The organism is Gilliamella sp. wkB178, assembly GCF_001690705.1.
GTDB lineage: Bacteria > Pseudomonadota > Gammaproteobacteria > Enterobacterales > Orbaceae > Gilliamella > Gilliamella apicola_K.
On sequence record NZ_LZGK01000014.1, the window covers coordinates 95,040 to 110,631 of the forward strand.

Here is a 15,592-nt window from a genome sequence, read left to right on the forward strand (position 1 = left end):
ATGTTATAGGTTCATATCCCCCCTTGATTCATCTATAGGGTCGTGGGGGATTGTAGACTATGACTTTGGTTTTTTCCTTTCGATAGGTGCCCCATAGCGATTAGCATAAGGAAGACCACTTCCCCAGCAAGGATAAAATAAAAGTGGTAAATACATAATACGCTTAATAAAGAAAAATCGATCACCATTATAATGATCATTTAAGCGCCTTTTTATCGCAAAAATAATATTAATTAATACAATAGCTCCTAAAATAATTGCAATCGGGTTCTGACTGTTTACAATAAATAATTTATTAAATCTATACAAAAAATAACTAAAAAATAGTTGTAATAAAAATCCTGTCTCATTTGCTCTTCCATGCCAACGCCAAAATTGACAGGCTTTATTTTTTGGTAATGGGGTTGAGGTAAGTTCATTTTTATTGTTTGCATCTTTTGCTAGCAGTAGTGCAGCACAAAGTCGTAATACTAGGTCATTATCACTATTGTCTTTAAACGCAATTAACATCTTTAGTTCATCATTGTTACATACACCATAATAATGAGATAACCGATCAGCAAGTTTTTTTAACTTATCTACTGATTCGTTGTAATGATATTTTTTGCGATCAAAGGTAAATGGCAGATTGCGATGTTTTGCAAATCGGTTAGCAATGGTTTGTAATTCTTGGTTATCATCAGCAATTTTCCCTAATATACGATGTAACTTTTCTGTTTGTGAAGATTTATATAATAAAATTGTCAGTAATAACATTAAATAAACTGGGTTATGATTTGCTAATTTTAATTTCCATAATTTTGCTATGTTTTGTTGTATATCATAAAAATCAATTTGTTCTGGATCACTATCAATAACTGATTCAATTGAATTTGGAAAATTGAGTAACATACAATTAATCATTTTATTATCATTATTAATGGCATTGTATAATTCGTTTTCATTTTGCCAATTACTTTGTGTAATGGCATTAACAACGGGAATAATTGGGCTGTCATCTGGTATATTAAAAGTACTATTATTTTGTTTAATATATGCCGCAATTTTGGCAGGATTATTTGCCAGAGCGATGACTAACATACAATATCGATACCATTGCCAGTATGTATCCCTATCATTTGCATAAGGCGGATTAGGAAAATCGTAACCTATCCTCATGGCAAAAAATACTAACCAATCAAACATTTCCATTTGTGAATAGCTAATGTAGTAATATAAATGTGATTTAGAAACAAACGGTAAATGACGGAATCTATCTAACCATAAACGAGCAAAAACAAACTGATTATTTTCTATTTCTGGGTTCCATTCATCCGGAATTGATGCATTTTCATCATTGTCGTATAACCAAGTTTTAAATTGTTGGATTGGCTCAAGTTTGGTTATCCATTCGAGATATTGTTTAGCTTGGCGTTGTAAATTTTGGATAATAAATAACTCAAAAGCGTTGTCACTATCTTCCTCCAGAATTTCTTGTAATAAAATTTCATTACCATGACGTAACATAATTGCGTGACGATATAAACGAAGTAAGTGATTACTGTCTTCATCACTTAATAGTGATAATAGAATTTGCCGGTAATTCCAATTTTCAGTTAAAGCCCAACTAATAAAATCAGCAATTTCTGGGGTATAATCGTCTTTATTTAGTTTGACTAAGCGGGCGATAGTAGTTGTACTAAATCGCGGAATGGTATACATCAAATCTTCGGTGGTGTTAGGCTGTAAACAGGCTGAATGATTTAATGCGACAATTAATAAAGGTAAATGCTCTTTAGCATACACTGAACACCAATAAATTATCCAACTGGCTGACTTTTCTTGATAATGGCCTGAATTATAAAGTTCTAACCAATATTTTAAACTGTTATCTTTATCATCAAGTAAGGTGTATTGTTGCGCGGCTATATATTTCCATTCGATGATTAAATGTGGTTCAAGCTCTATTACGGCTAACTGTGATAACGCATAGCCTAGAATTGCTGCGTTAGCCTGTTTGGCATAGCAATGCCAGTTTGCATATTGCAACATCAGATTTTCATCATTAGGTAAGTAGATTACAGTATCTTGTGATAAGAAATAATCTAATTCTCCCGCTGATCGTTCCCAAAAAATCCATTTGGCAAAATCTAAATAATCTAAGGTTACATTTTGTAGAGTCTTACTGATAGTAGATAACGTCGCATAATTAAAATAATCACCTTGTTCAATTTGATTCAAAAAATCGTCATAACGATCTATTTTATCAGGTAATTGTGTCATCAATTGTTGGCGCCAGCGTAAACTATCCGCTAAAACCTTAGTACAAGAAAGGGATACATGACTAGTAGAGTAACTTATTTCCAGTAACTGCCATTTGACAATATCAATAACAGTCATAGAGTAGTCGTAAAACGAGGCCACAAATTGATGCCATTCATCAATGTTGTAACAACGTTGAGGATCGTCCAATAATGATTGATATTTTTGGCAAATCTCATTGACCTGAATCTCTTCTGTTGAAATTGGGTTTGGCGCATTGCTTTCATTTAATGATTCTGATAGTGAAGTGTCGATGGTGGTTTCTGGGGAATCTGCATATTGCATAGCATATTCGTATGCCTCACGTAATGCTTTAAAACCCTCAGGATCAGTTTCCGGATGATATTTTGGTAATTTTGCTCGATATGCCTGACGAATAACAGCTTTATCAGTAGTTTCTTCAATTCCTAATAGGTGCCAACATGTTTCTATCATGACCAATCATACTCCATTAATGATTCCGGTTTTTCCAATTCTTCAATATCAATAAACCAAGGTAAGCGATTACAGGGCGAGTCTTCATCAGTGTTTAATATCGACATTATATGAGTTCTGGATGATTTGGATAATTCATAACCTAAAATTTCTAAATTTTGGTTATCACCTAATGTTTTCCAGTAATGATAACCAACAAACCAACCAGCAAAATATTGTTTCCAGGTTTTATAATAATATTGTGAACGCAAGGCCATACGAGAAAAAATCCATAAAGCTTCTTGTTCAGTAATATATTTATTAGTAATGCCATTACGTAAAATATAACCCATGCGAGCATAATCCCAAGCTCGAATGCCACCCACACCACATTCAGAAAAAGTTTGTTCTACCAGTGTCAGCAGTACATTTTGGTAATCATTTTGTGATTGACAATATGCTAACCATTTATATTCAGGTAAACGGTCATACATAAAATAGTAATGTGATAATGCGGTAGCATGGCCATCATCAATCATACCGAAAACCCGATCGAACAGATTTTCGCGAGAGCTAATTCCCCAATCTTTTGACATATCGACAAACTCATCTTCAGGGAATATGCAAGGCCCGGTATAACTGGCACCACATTCTTTATTTAGTGCTACCATTGGCGCAGACAAACCGTATAGCCAATCGATATAATTTTGATCCATATTAATAATCCATTAACATCCTATATACTATTTAGTATTAAAAGATAGCAGAATTTATCAAGAAAAAGAAGCTGTTAACTTATGTGAGAAAACACATAGTAGGAAAATATAATTGATTTTTGCCTAAAATTATTAATGCGATTGTAGCTATAAATTACAAAACTATTTTGCAAATCAATTTCTACAAGGCATAATAAAAAGTGATACTTTTAAGTATCTACTCATAACTGAGCAATAATTAATAAGGAGTTAGAATGAAAAAAGTTGCCTTAGCTGCGATGTTAATGTCGAGTATATTAATGTTGCAAGGTTGTGTTGCCGCGGTGATTGGAGCCGGAGCGGGAGCCACAGCTAAAGTTGCAACAGATCCCCGAACTGCTGGGACTCAGGTTGATGATACCACATTAAATTCACGCATAAGTATGCAATTAAAGGATAATGGCACTAGCTTTATCGGTTCACGCATTTCTGTGAGTACTTATGATGGTAATGCCCTTTTGGTTGGGCAAGCTAATAGTGAACAAAGCGAGAAAGCTGAAAGCTTAACTCGTGAAGTTGACGGGGTGAAAAAAGTATTTAATCAAATTAGAATGGGTGAACCAGTTAGTGCTATGACTATTACTAATGATGCTTGGATCACTACCAAAGTTAAATCTCAACTAATTCTAGATGCCCAAACGAAAGCGCGTAATATTAAAGTTGTAACTGAAAATAGTGAAGTATTTTTAATTGGTATTGTCACCCCGGAAGAAGGCAAAATTGCAGCTAGCTTAGCTAGTAAAGTTAAAGGTGTGAAAAAAGTTATCACACTATTTACTTCTATAGAATAAACACAGTCAATAAAGAAGAAGGATAATATTCTTTCTTTTTTATTGATACTGACTATGCCACTGCTTGTATTCGTTCAATTATTTTGGTTATTCCCTGTAAACGGGATTGACTTAATTCGTCGGTAATTTGCAGCTGACTTAGTATTGCTTGAAAATTAATAGCATGAATTTGTTGAGCAGTTTTATTATTAGCAATGATGATTAAAACTGCCAGTAATCCTTTTACAATACGCCCCTCACTATCGCCCATGAAGATAAAAGTATTATCCGTTTGTTTTTGAAAGCTAAGCCAGACGCGATTTTCACAACCATCAATTTGGTTATCTTCGGTCTTTTGATCATCAGGAAAGGCTGGTAGTTGTTTGGATAACAAAATTAATTGACGGTACCTTTCTTGCCAATTATGTTGTTGTGAAAATAATTCCAATAAGCTTTGCTCTGTTGGCATAATATTACCTTTGGATATTTAGTTGTTTGTCAAGATGTTTCCTGAGAACTATACGTTTCAGTATAAAACTATGTCAATATTGCTATTGCGTTTTGTATAGCTTCAATTAGTTTATCAACATCTTGTTGGTTATTATAAGGCATTAGTGAAATACGAATCACGCCATGACAACCAAGTTTTTGCATCAGAGGTTGTGCACAAAGCTCGCCAGTACGAATAGCTATTTTCTGTTCACCGAGCAAAATTGCCAGATCATTGTGGTGAATATTTTTAATATTGAAACTAATAATTGGGCTATTATCGACACTATAAAATTCAATATCAGTTATCTTCATTAATTGTGATTTAGTGTAATTAGCTAGTTGTTCTGTATAGCGATCGGCTTGTTTAACATCCCAATTTCTTAACCAATCAAGTGTAGCTGCAAAACCAATAATCCCGGCAATATTAGGGGTGCCAGCTTCAAATTTATAGGGTAGATCTGCCGGTTGAAAATCACTAAAGGAAGCAGTCTTTAACATTTTACCACCGCCTTGCCAGACACTCATTTGCTTAAGTAATAGTTGTTTACCATATAAAACCCCTAGCCCTGTCGGACCATATAGTTTATGTGCCGAAAAAGCATAAAAATCGATATCGAGTTGTTTAACATCTAAACAATGATGGACAATGCCTTGAGCACCATCTACCACCAAAACTGCGTTATATTGATGGGTAATTTGACTTATTGTGGCTAAATCAGGGCAAAATCCGGTAACATTCGACATTTGAGTAATAGCAACAATTTTGGTGCGACTAGAGATAAGTGCTGATAATTCATCAATATTTGATGACCATTTAATTACTTTAGCTCCTGTTTGCTGCGCCACAATTAACCAAGGCAATAAGTTACTATGATGTTCAAGTTCGCTAACAATAATCTCATCATTAGGTTTTAATATGGTACGAGCATAACTTTGTGCGACGATGTTAATGGATTCGGTTGTTCCTCGGGTCCAAATAATCTCACTATTGTCATTAGCGTGAATAAAATCAGCCACATATTGCCTAGCTTTATCGATACTTGCTGTGACTTGCAAGGCATCATGATGTAAGCTGCGCTGAGCAGTTGCGGTACTGTGAGCATAGTATTCATGCGTTGCTGCTATCATGGCTTGCGGTTTCAACGCAGTAGCCGCGGAGTCAAGATAAACACTTTGATCGTTTATGGCTGGGAAGTTGCTCCTAAATTTTTCCGGATTATAGTGTTTATTGTGTGAGTTCAAGTCCAGCAATACCATTCCAGTAACCATTACAGTCTCGTTTTTGTTCAATGTGTAGTGGGTGGGTTCCATCTTCATTCGCTTTGAATTGTCTAACAATATCAAGGGTTTCAAGACCCAACGGCGAGATCCTAACAATATCCACTAACCCTTTCATGTCTTTAAGATTATTACCTAAGTTGTAGCAATAACCACTTTGTGTCTGAATACCGTTCAAGACAAATACTTTTTGTTGTTCTTGTGAGAATACTTCACGCCCAACAGGGTATTTAATGCAGCAGGTTTCACACTTATCTTTAGGCCTATCTTCTGAACGAGCAGTGAAGCAACGCGCAGAATAAGCTAAGGGTAAATAACCGTAACTAAACACCTCAACTTCAAATTTACGTTCAATATTCAGGCTAGCAAACTGCTTGAGCACATTAGTTAACCAGTCGCGTGAAAGTTCAACTGGCATGCACCAACGCACCATACCTTGTTTTTGCAATAATTTTAAAGTTAAGGCGTTATAGCAATTAATTGCCGGCCCAGCAACAAAGGGTAGCTTATTATCGTGAGCGATATTGATTGCCGCCAGATCATTGGCTTCAACTAAAAATTCGCCATTATTTACCAATTGGCGTAAATCATTAAGTTCAGATGGTGCCTCAAGCAAGGCCAGGGTTGACAGTACCACTTGTTTACCTGATTTAGCTATCTCTTTAGCTAAATCTAGCCAGTTGGGGACTTTCATTTCCCGGCGTTTGGTACAAACAGTTTCTCCCATATAGATAATATCTGCTTCACTGTTTGTTGCTGCATGATAAAAAGCTTCGGTTTCTATTTTAGGCCAGTAGTAAAGCACTGGTCCTAAGGCGTATTTCATTATTTTGCTCACTATAGTTATTTAGGTTAGATCATAGTTAATTTATTGATTTATAGCTCTATTTACTAACGTTAATAAGGGAATAATAGATATTATGTCTTTCGATTATTGCCATTTACGGTGATAAGCCCCTAAGGTAGTCTGCGTTCCTTCTGACATAGATCCCAAGGTGTCCATCCAATTTTTTTCAGCTTGGTATGCTTGTGGATTAGCCTTATACCGATCAATGGCTTGTCGCCACACTTTGGTAACTTGTTCTACATAAGCTGGGCTGCGTTGCCTGCCTTCAATTTTTACTGATGCAATATTAGCAGCAAAAAGTTCAGGTAATAGTTCAATTGTATTTAAACTGGTAGGTTCTTCGATAGGGTGATATAGTTCATCACCAACAAAATAGCGACCTTTACATAAAGTTGGGTAGCCAGCATTTTCACCTTTTTTATGGCAATCAATTAATACGTTATTTAAGCGAGATTCTAGCCCTTTTTCGGTTTCCTCCCAACGTACAAATTTGGCTGGTGAACAAGCACCAACAGTATTTGGTGATTCACCAGTTAAATAGGATGATAAATAACAACGTCCTTCGGCCATAATGCAAAGGCTACCAAAGGCAAATACCTCAAGTGGAACCGGTGAAACTTGTGATAATTGTTTTACTTGGTGCATTGAGAGGACTCGTGGTAATACAATCCGATGTACCCTAAAATTATTATGGTAAAACTTAATTGATTCTTCGTTAGTTGACGAAGCTTGGACGGAAACATGGCGCTCAAGATCAGGATATTTTTCTGCAGCATAATCAAGCATTGCTAGATCAGCAATAATTAACGCATCTGCACCAATATCAGCGGCGGTGTCAACTGCATATCGCCAACGTTCAAAATTTTCAGGATGTGCAAAAGTATTAATGGCAATATGTAATTTTCTACCATGTTTATGAACATAATCAGCGGCTTCAATTAATCGCTTTTCATTAAAGTTTAAACCAGCAAAATGGCGCGCATTAGTGTCATCTTTTAAACCAATATAAACAGCATCTGCACCGTTATCAATTGCAACTTTAAGCGACGGCAATGAACCGGCAGGACAAAGAAGTTCCATAATAATTTGCACTCCAATTTGGTATTCAATACGCTGCGTATTATGCAATAATTCCTTGATTAATGCGAATAGAAACAGTTTATCTATTTGATAAGTAAATTTTTAGTAATCTAGTTAGTAAAGCAGTTTAATTAAATTACTCGTAAGTTTATATGTTTTCTATAATTATAAATCATATAACAAATTTTAAGGCATCTTATACCAATACAACATAAACTAGCAAAAAGTCTGTAAAAGCTTTATACTAGCGCCAATTTTTAATATGACAAGTATCATATTGAATAAAACCGTTCTTTAACATTATCAATTGGAAAAAAATTATGCATCCGATGCTAAATATTGCTATTCGTGCTGCTCGTAAAGCAGGTAATGTCGCCATTAAGGCTTATGAAAATCCTAGTTCAATCGAAATTGACACCAAAGGCGCTAACGATTTTGCCACTAATGTAGATCGTGCTGCTGAAGCCTTAATTATTGAAACAATTAAAAAAGCTTACCCAGATCACACTATTATTGCCGAAGAAAGTGGCCTAGCCAAAGGTAATGATAGTGATACACAATGGATAATTGATCCAATTGATGGTACCACTAATTTTATTAGGAATATCCCACATTTTGCCGTTTCTATCGCAGTGCGAGTGAAAGGTAAAACTGAAGCTGCTGTGGTCTATAACCCAATGAGTAATGAACTTTTCACTGCTGTAAGAGGGCAAGGCGCACAACTTAATGGTTACCGTATTCGCGTTAGTAATGCTAAAGACTTAGATGGAAGTGTTTTGGCAACCGCTTTTCCATTTAAATTAAAACAATATAGTGAAAGCTATTTTGCAGTATTACAGAAATTATTTGCTAAATGTGGCGATTTTCGTCGAGCGGGGGCAGGTGCTTTAGATCTAGCTTATGTAGCAGCTGGTCGGTTAGATGGTTTTTTCGAAATTGGTTTAAAACCATGGGACATTGCTGGTGGTGAACTTATTTTACGTGAAGCTGGTGGGGTAATTACGGATTTTGCTGGTGGTAATAACTATATGGTTTCTGGAAATGTTGTAGCTGGCAATCCTAAAGTAGTAAAAGAGCTATTAATTGCTACTCAAAATGAATGGCCTGAAAAATTACGTAATTAATTTATATAGATATATAAATAAAAATGTGAAAACATCCACAAACACAGGGCACCCTTGTAGGGTTCCCTACCGCATAGGCTTATCATAGTTTTTGATTCCCTGTTTGCTTCAATCCATTTTTCTTTTCTTCTGGTGTCATCATGATTTTACCTCCTAAATGCTTCGGTAACTTCTAGCATATCTTCATAACTCAAGGTAAGCCAATCAATGGGCAGTGTTGGAAGTTTTATGTATCCTTGCAATTTTATAAAACATAATTAATATAATTATGATACGTGTTGTTTTAAATTTAGGATGAATTAAAAATGCTTGGTTGGTCAGTGAGTATAAGAAACGAAACAAAAGATCAAACTATTGCCTATTGGATTACAACGGGAAACCCCCACGAATGGATTAAAAGTCTTATAGAGCAAGGGGAAACCTCTTACGAATCAGGTCAAAACGAATACAGCCAAACACACAGAACCACAGCAAAATCGGTCAGGAAATTTTTCTGGCATGCAAAATATAACATTAGTGATTTAGATATTTATGAATTGGTTAGATTTGATATGAAAGTGATTAATTTAAGTGATGATGGCGACATTATTGTTATTAGTACGTTAGATCAGTCTTAAATTCGAGAGGGGGAAAAGGAATAAATCTAAATCCTTAGAGGAATGGTTAAAATTAATAAGCGTTTATATTTTAGTTGTTCTGGTTGTCCTTTAGGGTTAAATTCACAGGGGGTCTACTGTTGAATATATCACAGACAGGGCTAATTAGTTTTGCTTTAATTGCTTGTATTGGTTTAATTCCTACCTTTGTTTGGCTTACGATGGGTACCGCTCAAGCAATCAGTAATGCTCCTAAAAAGTTTTATAGTATTCTAGTTATTGCATGGATTTTAACTTTTGTTTCTTACCTGTTTTTTATATGTGTCTTGCTTAGTAATTGGTATAAATAAAATGAGCATACTATATCAGTAAGTTAGCTGAATCTAGTTAAGATTGGTCAGTTATCGCAACCATTGAACAATTAACTTCCAACCCTTGTTTTGTTAAGCAGTGACTCCCCCATTTATACATCGCTTCTAAAACTGGTTTAATACTTCTGCCAAAATCGGTTAATGAATATTCAACTTTTGGTGGTACAACTGGGAAAACTTTTCTGCTTATCAAACCATTGGCTTCAAGTTCACGTAATTGCTGAGTTAGCATTTTAGGTGTTGCACATGGAATTTCCCTATGTAATTGAGAAAATCTTAAAGCGATTGTCGTCATTAGTTTCCATAAAATTAAAGATTTATATTTGCCCCCAATCATGTTTATTGTTGTTTCAACCGGACAATGGGTAATAGAAAGATCACTCTGGTTTGGTTTAACAGCTGTAAACGAATTACTATTCATTGAGATGCCTCATAGTATCTTTTTGGTAAGTATATATCAAAAAAGTGCATTCTTGTTAATACAATAATTAGTATTAGAATGTTTGTTAGTTATATTATTAAGATGAAGAAAACTGTACATTCTTTGTGATATTTAATAAATATAAGGTGCATCAATTCTAGCTATTAAAATAATAGTACACTTTGCTAGCAAATGATTTCTTATCATGTAGGATATACAAAAACTAACAACACCAATAATTAAAGGATGCGTTAAATGAAAACAGTCGAATATAATTTTTTTGTTGAAGATATGAGCTGCGCATCATGCGTTAGCCGTGTTGAAAAGGCTCTAAAAAAGATTGATGGTGTGATTGATGTTAGTGTTAATTTTGCTACAGAAAAGGCAACGGTAGCAGCTAACACAAATGTTAAGTTAGAAACTTTAATGGCGGCAGTAGACAAAGCAGGTTATCATGCGGTTAAAATTACTGATCAAGAAACTCATGCCAAAGATACTGATAAACAAGCATCACTTTGGCCAATTGTTATATCAGTAATATTAGCTATTCCTTTTGTATTGCCAATGCTATTAGAACCATTTGGTTTACATTTGATGATGCCAGCTTGGTTACAACTTATTCTTGCCTCAATAGTTCAATTTGGCTTAGGGGCAAAATTTTACCGTAGTGGCTTTAAGTCAGCGATAGCATTATCCGGTAATATGGATTTACTAGTTGCGATTGGTACTAGTGCTGCTTATGGATTATCGGTTTATCAACTGATCAAGGGTGATTATAATCACCTTTATTTTGAGTCATCTGTAGTTATTATTACGTTGATTTTGATCGGTAAGTGGTTAGAGTCAAGGGCTAAACATCAAACTACCCAAGCAATTGAGGCGCTTTCTGCGTTACGACCAGAAATGGCTTTAGTCAGACGAAATGAACAAGAAATAACTATACCTATTAACCAAGTACAAGTTGATGATGTTGTAGTAATTAAACCTGGTGAAAGAATACCTGTTGATGGTGTGATTATTGAAGGATCATCAAGTAGTGATGAATCAATGCTTACTGGTGAGAGCTTTCCAGTTAATAAAACTATTAATGATAGAGTAACAGGTGGTGCCATCAATGGTGAAGGTTTGATTATAGTTAAAACTACCGCAGTTCTAGCTGATTCTACTTTATCTAAAATCATTGGAATGGTTGAGTCAGCTCAAGCCAAAAAAGCACCAATCCAAAGAATTGTTGATCGTATATCTGCTATTTTTGTACCAGTAATTCTATTGATTGCACTTATTACGTTAGTTGGCTGGGGCTTGTTTACTCATGATTGGCAACAAGCATTATTACATGCAGTGGCAGTGTTAGTTATTGCTTGCCCGTGTGCATTAGGTTTAGCAACGCCAACCGCTATCATGGTAGGTACTGGGGTTGCAGCTCGTCATGGTATTTTAATTAAAGATGCTGAGGCGTTAGAAACTCTACATAATATAAATACTGTTGCATTTGATAAAACTGGTACACTCACTGTAGGAAAACCTGAATTAGTCGAAATGGATATTATTGGCAGTGATACGCCAGAACAAATCTTATCAATAGCAGCTTCAATGCAGGCCGGTAGTGAACATCCATTAGCCAAAGCTATTTTGGCCAAAGCTAAACAATATAGTTATGCACAAAATATTACTTCTATAGCAGGTTCCGGAGTGATGGCAACACTTGATAATACTGAATATTATCTAGGAAGCTTAAGGTGGATGAAATCACTTAATGCTTATTTTGTAGATATGGATGATAAAATCAATGCGTTTACACAAAAAGGTTATACCATTTCATTATTAGCTAAACAACAATCAGAAGATAATGTAGTAATATTAGCCTTATTCGGTTTTGCTGATGTGATAAAAGATGAAGCCAAAACTGCTATCCAAGCTTTACATCAACTGCAGGTAAAAACAGTAATGTTAACTGGTGATAACCAAAATGCTGCTAATTATGTTGGCCAGCAGTTGGGGCTTGACGAAGTGATCGCTGAAGTACTACCTCAAGATAAAGCTAATTATATTTATCAATTGCAAAAAAATAATGAACGTAATAACGCTAATAAAGTTGCCATGGTGGGTGATGGTATTAATGATGCCCCAGCTTTGGCGGCAGCAGATATTGGTATTGCAATGGGAACGGGCACGGATGTGGCAATGCATGCCTCAAGTATTACTTTAATGCGCGGTAATTTATTTTTAATTGCTGATGCGATTGATATCTCACGCCGAACCTATAATAAAATTAAGCAGAATTTATTTTGGGCCTTTTTCTATAATTTAATTGGGATTCCGCTAGCGGCATTAGGTTTCTTGAATCCGATGATTGCGGGTGCGGCAATGGCATTAAGTAGTGTAAGTGTGGTAACAAATGCACTATTACTTAAACGTTGGCAAGCTAGATCTTAAGTTTAAGAAAACAGTAGCAATGCTTTTTTAACTTTCATATCAATAAAGGAGAACAATATTGTTCTCCTTTATTATTTTTAGTATATCAAAATAGTTATTCATCAATTATATTTGTATAAAGTTGATTTCAGTACCTTTACCTTGTTCTGTCACAAATATACCAACAGCAATGATCAGTTGTTCATTATAATAAATCAATGGAATACGGGTTCGTTGCCAAGGTGGAATATGATGTTCTTGCCAAAGTTTTTTTATTGAACGAGAACCTTGCCGGTTAACAATCTGGAATTGACCTTGAGCATGAAATCGAACAGTGACTTGTTCATTAGCAAGAGGTAAGCGACACGCTAAATCCATATGATAATCAACTTGTAGTTGCCCTAAATTATCAGGTAAGACTAGCGGAGATTGCAAATCCCAATTCAGTATTTCATGTTCAATTTCTTGATATATCGGCAGTAAATAAAGTTGGTTTTGATAGCGACGGATTTGCCGATTATGTAACAAAAATTTGGGATTAGCATCTGCTTTGGCTAAAGCGACAGTTTGCCAAATTAAGATAATTTGTTGGCGCGTAGGCATGTTAATTTGTTGCGATTTAAACCACATGCGCAAAATTGCATTGCGTTTATATTCAGAATAATCAAGTAGAGGCGTAATTGTTAGTTGCCCTTGTTTGCCAATTAGTTGACGGAAATCTGTTTGTAAAAGTTCCTCGATAAGCTGTTGCTGTTGCTGGCATAGTTCAGCGCTGCGCGCTACCATTTGTGAAAAATGTGACCAACGATGATTAAGAATGGGTAGAACATTTAATCTTAAAAAATTACGATCATAATGATCATCTTGATTACTTTCGTCTTCAATCCAAGTTAATTTATATTTGGTAGCATAATCCTCAATTTGTTGGCGGGTAATGGTTAATAAAGGTCGAAGATGTTGTTTATTTTCTTGTGGCATAGCCGCAAGTCCAGCAGGACCACTGCCGCGTTTTAAGGCTAAAAAGAAGGTCTCACATTGATCATCTAAATGTTGAGCAGTGCATAATGTTTCATTATGGTTTAGATGTTTAAAGATAGCTTGGTAACGAGCCTTTCTAGCTTGTTCTTCAATATTACCCGCTTTAGCGTTAAGTTTTACCTTTTCAATAATTAATGGTACCTGCCATTTTTGGCACTGTTGATGACAATGCTCAGCCCAATAATTGGCATTTTGACTTAAGCCATGGTGAATATAAATAGCTCTAAGTTGTAAGTCAGGCATGTAATGCTGCTTGAGTTGTACCAGCCCATGTAAGAGTACCGATGAATCCACGCCACCACTAAAGGCAATTAACAGCGATTGTCTACCCTTAAGGCTATGCAAAATTGTTTGTATAATTGTTTCATCGATAATTTGATCTTGTTGGTTTATCATTATTAGTCCGACTATACTAATGTTTGTAAGGCATTAACTTTATTTTTATGTAATTTTATACGATTGAGACCAGCGGCAAGATCAGCTATTAAATCATCAGGATCTTCAAGACCAATATGGAGCCGAATTAACGTTCCGGTAAAATTAACGCCAGATATTGGTCTAATTTTAGCAAGTTCTTCTGGTTGATTGGCTAAGATTAATGATTCAAATCCACCCCAAGAATAAGCCATAGAAAAGTAAGTGAGATTATCTAAAAAATCGGATAATTGAACGTCACTAAGGTGTTCTTTGAGTACAAAAGAAAATAGGCCACTGGCTCCAGTAAAATCACGTATAAAAAATTCATGACCTTTGCAGCTTTTTAGTGCCGGATGATTCACGGTAGCAACTTTTGGATGATCAGCTAACCATTGAGCGACTTTTATGCCACTTTCATGATGTTGCTTCAATCTTATTGCTAAAGTACGTAATCCACGTGCAGCCATATAGGCGGTGTCGGCATCACACATTTGCCCCATTAAATAACAACGTTCACGGAGTGTATCCCAACAACGTTCATTCGCTACTGCAGTGCCTATCATGGCATCAGAATGACCAACTAAATATTTGGTGCCAGCCTGGATTGATATGTCAATATCATGTTCGAGTGCTTTAAATAATACACCCGCTCCCCAAGTATTATCCATCATAATGACGATGTTGGGGTTAACACTGCGAATGGCTTTAACAATAGCAGGGACATCATGAACTTCCATTGTAATTGAACTTGGTGATTCAAGGAAGACTACTTTTGTATTTGGTTTAATCTGCTGGCTAATATAACGTCCGATTAAGGGCGAAAAGTAATCCGTTTCCACACCAAAATCTTTTAAAATATGTTGGCAAAATTCTTGAGTGGGTTCATAAGCAGCTTCGGAAACAAGAATATGATCACCTGATTTTACGAATGCTAAAATCGCATTAGCAATAGCTGCAGCGCCACAAGGAAAGAGATAGCAACCTACGCCACCTTCAATTTCGATCATGGCATCTTGTAAAGCAAAATGAGTTAATGTGCCTCGGCGACCATAAAATAGTGCTCCTTTGGTACGATTTTCAGCAGCTTCTTTTTTGGCTTCAATAGTGTCAAAAACTAATGAAGAAGCTCGTTGAATTATCGAATTAACGGCACCTTGGGTGTAACGCTTTTTACGTCCGGCATTAACTAATTTGGTTGATAATGACATGATGAATCCTTTGGTACTTAGTAAATTTTAATAACAGTTAGCATAGCATGCTGTTAAAATAGAAA

Annotated in this window: 14 protein-coding genes; 5 read left to right on the top strand and 9 right to left on the bottom strand. The window is 35.6% G+C overall.

All coding sequences use genetic code 11. The features are described 5' to 3' along the window. Positions 1-57: 57 nt before the first annotated feature. Both A9G13_RS08610 and A9G13_RS08615 read right to left on the bottom strand, forming a co-directional pair. Positions 58-2,736 (bottom strand): J domain-containing protein, encoded by a 2,679-nt coding sequence (locus A9G13_RS08610; RefSeq protein ID WP_065557215.1) that lies wholly within the window; start codon positions 2,734-2,736, stop codon positions 58-60. Continuing rightward, positions 2,733-3,431, bottom strand: a complete 699-nt coding sequence (locus tag A9G13_RS08615) for a DUF1266 domain-containing protein (protein ID WP_065557216.1) — start codon at positions 3,429-3,431, stop codon at positions 2,733-2,735. The genes A9G13_RS08610 and A9G13_RS08615 overlap by 4 nt, the downstream gene beginning before the upstream one ends. A 254-nt stretch (positions 3,432-3,685) precedes the next feature. Here A9G13_RS08615 and dolP point away from each other — a divergent pair, with 254 nt between their 5' ends. Then, complete coding sequence (dolP, locus tag A9G13_RS08620) at positions 3,686-4,261, top strand: division/outer membrane stress-associated lipid-binding lipoprotein (protein WP_065557217.1); 576 nt, start codon at positions 3,686-3,688, stop codon at positions 4,259-4,261. Between the two features lie 52 nt (positions 4,262-4,313). Here the strand turns inward: dolP and csdE are convergent, their stop codons facing one another. The 4 genes from csdE to ubiU all read right to left on the bottom strand — a co-directional run bounded on the left by csdE (position 4,314) and on the right by ubiU (position 7,937). Then, positions 4,314-4,709: a cysteine desulfurase sulfur acceptor subunit CsdE gene (gene csdE / locus A9G13_RS08625; RefSeq protein WP_065557218.1), complete on the bottom strand. Its 396-nt coding sequence runs from the start codon at positions 4,707-4,709 to the stop codon at positions 4,314-4,316. A 68-nt stretch (positions 4,710-4,777) separates the two neighbouring features. Beyond that, the gene (gene csdA / locus A9G13_RS08630) at positions 4,778-5,989 is read right to left on the bottom strand and encodes a cysteine desulfurase CsdA (protein WP_065557219.1); all 1,212 of its coding nucleotides are present in this window, start codon (positions 5,987-5,989) and stop codon (positions 4,778-4,780) included. Next, on the bottom strand, positions 5,958-6,836 hold the full coding sequence (locus A9G13_RS08635; RefSeq protein WP_065557220.1) for a U32 family peptidase: 879 nt from the start codon (positions 6,834-6,836) through the stop codon (positions 5,958-5,960). The genes csdA and A9G13_RS08635 overlap by 32 nt, the downstream gene beginning before the upstream one ends. 105 nt (positions 6,837-6,941) lie before the next feature. Beyond that, complete coding sequence (gene ubiU / locus A9G13_RS08640; protein WP_065557388.1) at positions 6,942-7,937, bottom strand: ubiquinone anaerobic biosynthesis protein UbiU; 996 nt, start codon at positions 7,935-7,937, stop codon at positions 6,942-6,944. 320 nt (positions 7,938-8,257) lie between these two features. Here ubiU and suhB point away from each other — a divergent pair, with 320 nt between their 5' ends. From suhB to A9G13_RS08655, 3 genes are all read left to right on the top strand, one after another. Further along, entirely contained in the window at positions 8,258-9,061 is an 804-nt protein-coding gene (suhB, locus tag A9G13_RS08645) for an inositol-1-monophosphatase (RefSeq protein WP_065557221.1), read from the top strand. A 305-nt stretch (positions 9,062-9,366) separates the two neighbouring features. Continuing rightward, positions 9,367-9,678, top strand: coding sequence for a hypothetical protein (locus A9G13_RS08650; RefSeq protein ID WP_065557222.1), 312 nt, complete (start codon positions 9,367-9,369; stop codon positions 9,676-9,678). 119 nt (positions 9,679-9,797) lie between these two features. Then, the gene (locus A9G13_RS08655) at positions 9,798-10,007 is read left to right on the top strand and encodes a hypothetical protein (protein WP_065557223.1); all 210 of its coding nucleotides are present in this window, start codon (positions 9,798-9,800) and stop codon (positions 10,005-10,007) included. Positions 10,008-10,044: 37 nt separating this feature from the next. On the opposite strand, the gene A9G13_RS08660 is transcribed toward A9G13_RS08655, so the two are convergent. Beyond that, positions 10,045-10,449: a winged helix-turn-helix transcriptional regulator gene (locus A9G13_RS08660; protein ID WP_065557224.1), complete on the bottom strand. Its 405-nt coding sequence runs from the start codon at positions 10,447-10,449 to the stop codon at positions 10,045-10,047. 255 nt (positions 10,450-10,704) lie between these two features. Between A9G13_RS08660 and A9G13_RS08665 the strand changes: the two genes are divergently transcribed. Then, the gene (locus A9G13_RS08665; protein ID WP_065557225.1) at positions 10,705-12,885 is read left to right on the top strand and encodes a heavy metal translocating P-type ATPase; all 2,181 of its coding nucleotides are present in this window, start codon (positions 10,705-10,707) and stop codon (positions 12,883-12,885) included. A 105-nt stretch (positions 12,886-12,990) separates the two neighbouring features. Here A9G13_RS08665 and tilS read toward each other — a convergent pair whose 3' ends face one another. Further along, positions 12,991-14,298, bottom strand: coding sequence for a tRNA lysidine(34) synthetase TilS (tilS, locus tag A9G13_RS08670; protein WP_065557226.1), 1,308 nt, complete (start codon positions 14,296-14,298; stop codon positions 12,991-12,993). Between the two features lie 11 nt (positions 14,299-14,309). After that, positions 14,310-15,527, bottom strand: a complete 1,218-nt coding sequence (gene metC, locus A9G13_RS08675; protein WP_065557227.1) for a cystathionine beta-lyase — start codon at positions 15,525-15,527, stop codon at positions 14,310-14,312. Between the last annotated feature and the right edge of the window lie 65 nt (positions 15,528-15,592).

What these genes read in the sequence shown, in the direction of transcription:
- ubiU (WP_065557388.1), bottom strand. Translation starts at nt 7,937, where the DNA reads ATGGAACTTCTTTGTCCTGCCGGTTCATTGCCGTCGCTTAAAGTTGCA.
- A9G13_RS08650 (WP_065557222.1), top strand. Translation starts at nt 9,367, where the DNA reads ATGCTTGGTTGGTCAGTGAGTATAAGAAACGAAACAAAAGATCAAACT.
- tilS (WP_065557226.1), bottom strand. Translation starts at nt 14,298, where the DNA reads ATGATAAACCAACAAGATCAAATTATCGATGAAACAATTATACAAACA.
- suhB (WP_065557221.1), top strand. Translation starts at nt 8,258, where the DNA reads ATGCATCCGATGCTAAATATTGCTATTCGTGCTGCTCGTAAAGCAGGT.
- A9G13_RS08635 (WP_065557220.1), bottom strand. Translation starts at nt 6,836, where the DNA reads ATGAAATACGCCTTAGGACCAGTGCTTTACTACTGGCCTAAAATAGAA.
- A9G13_RS08665 (WP_065557225.1), top strand. Translation starts at nt 10,705, where the DNA reads ATGAAAACAGTCGAATATAATTTTTTTGTTGAAGATATGAGCTGCGCA.
- A9G13_RS08615 (WP_065557216.1), bottom strand. Translation starts at nt 3,431, where the DNA reads ATGGATCAAAATTATATCGATTGGCTATACGGTTTGTCTGCGCCAATG.
- csdA (WP_065557219.1), bottom strand. Translation starts at nt 5,989, where the DNA reads ATGGTATTGCTGGACTTGAACTCACACAATAAACACTATAATCCGGAA.
- A9G13_RS08660 (WP_065557224.1), bottom strand. Translation starts at nt 10,449, where the DNA reads ATGAATAGTAATTCGTTTACAGCTGTTAAACCAAACCAGAGTGATCTT.
- dolP (WP_065557217.1), top strand. Translation starts at nt 3,686, where the DNA reads ATGAAAAAAGTTGCCTTAGCTGCGATGTTAATGTCGAGTATATTAATG.
- A9G13_RS08610 (WP_065557215.1), bottom strand. Translation starts at nt 2,736, where the DNA reads ATGATAGAAACATGTTGGCACCTATTAGGAATTGAAGAAACTACTGAT.
- csdE (WP_065557218.1), bottom strand. Translation starts at nt 4,709, where the DNA reads ATGCCAACAGAGCAAAGCTTATTGGAATTATTTTCACAACAACATAAT.
- metC (WP_065557227.1), bottom strand. Translation starts at nt 15,527, where the DNA reads ATGTCATTATCAACCAAATTAGTTAATGCCGGACGTAAAAAGCGTTAC.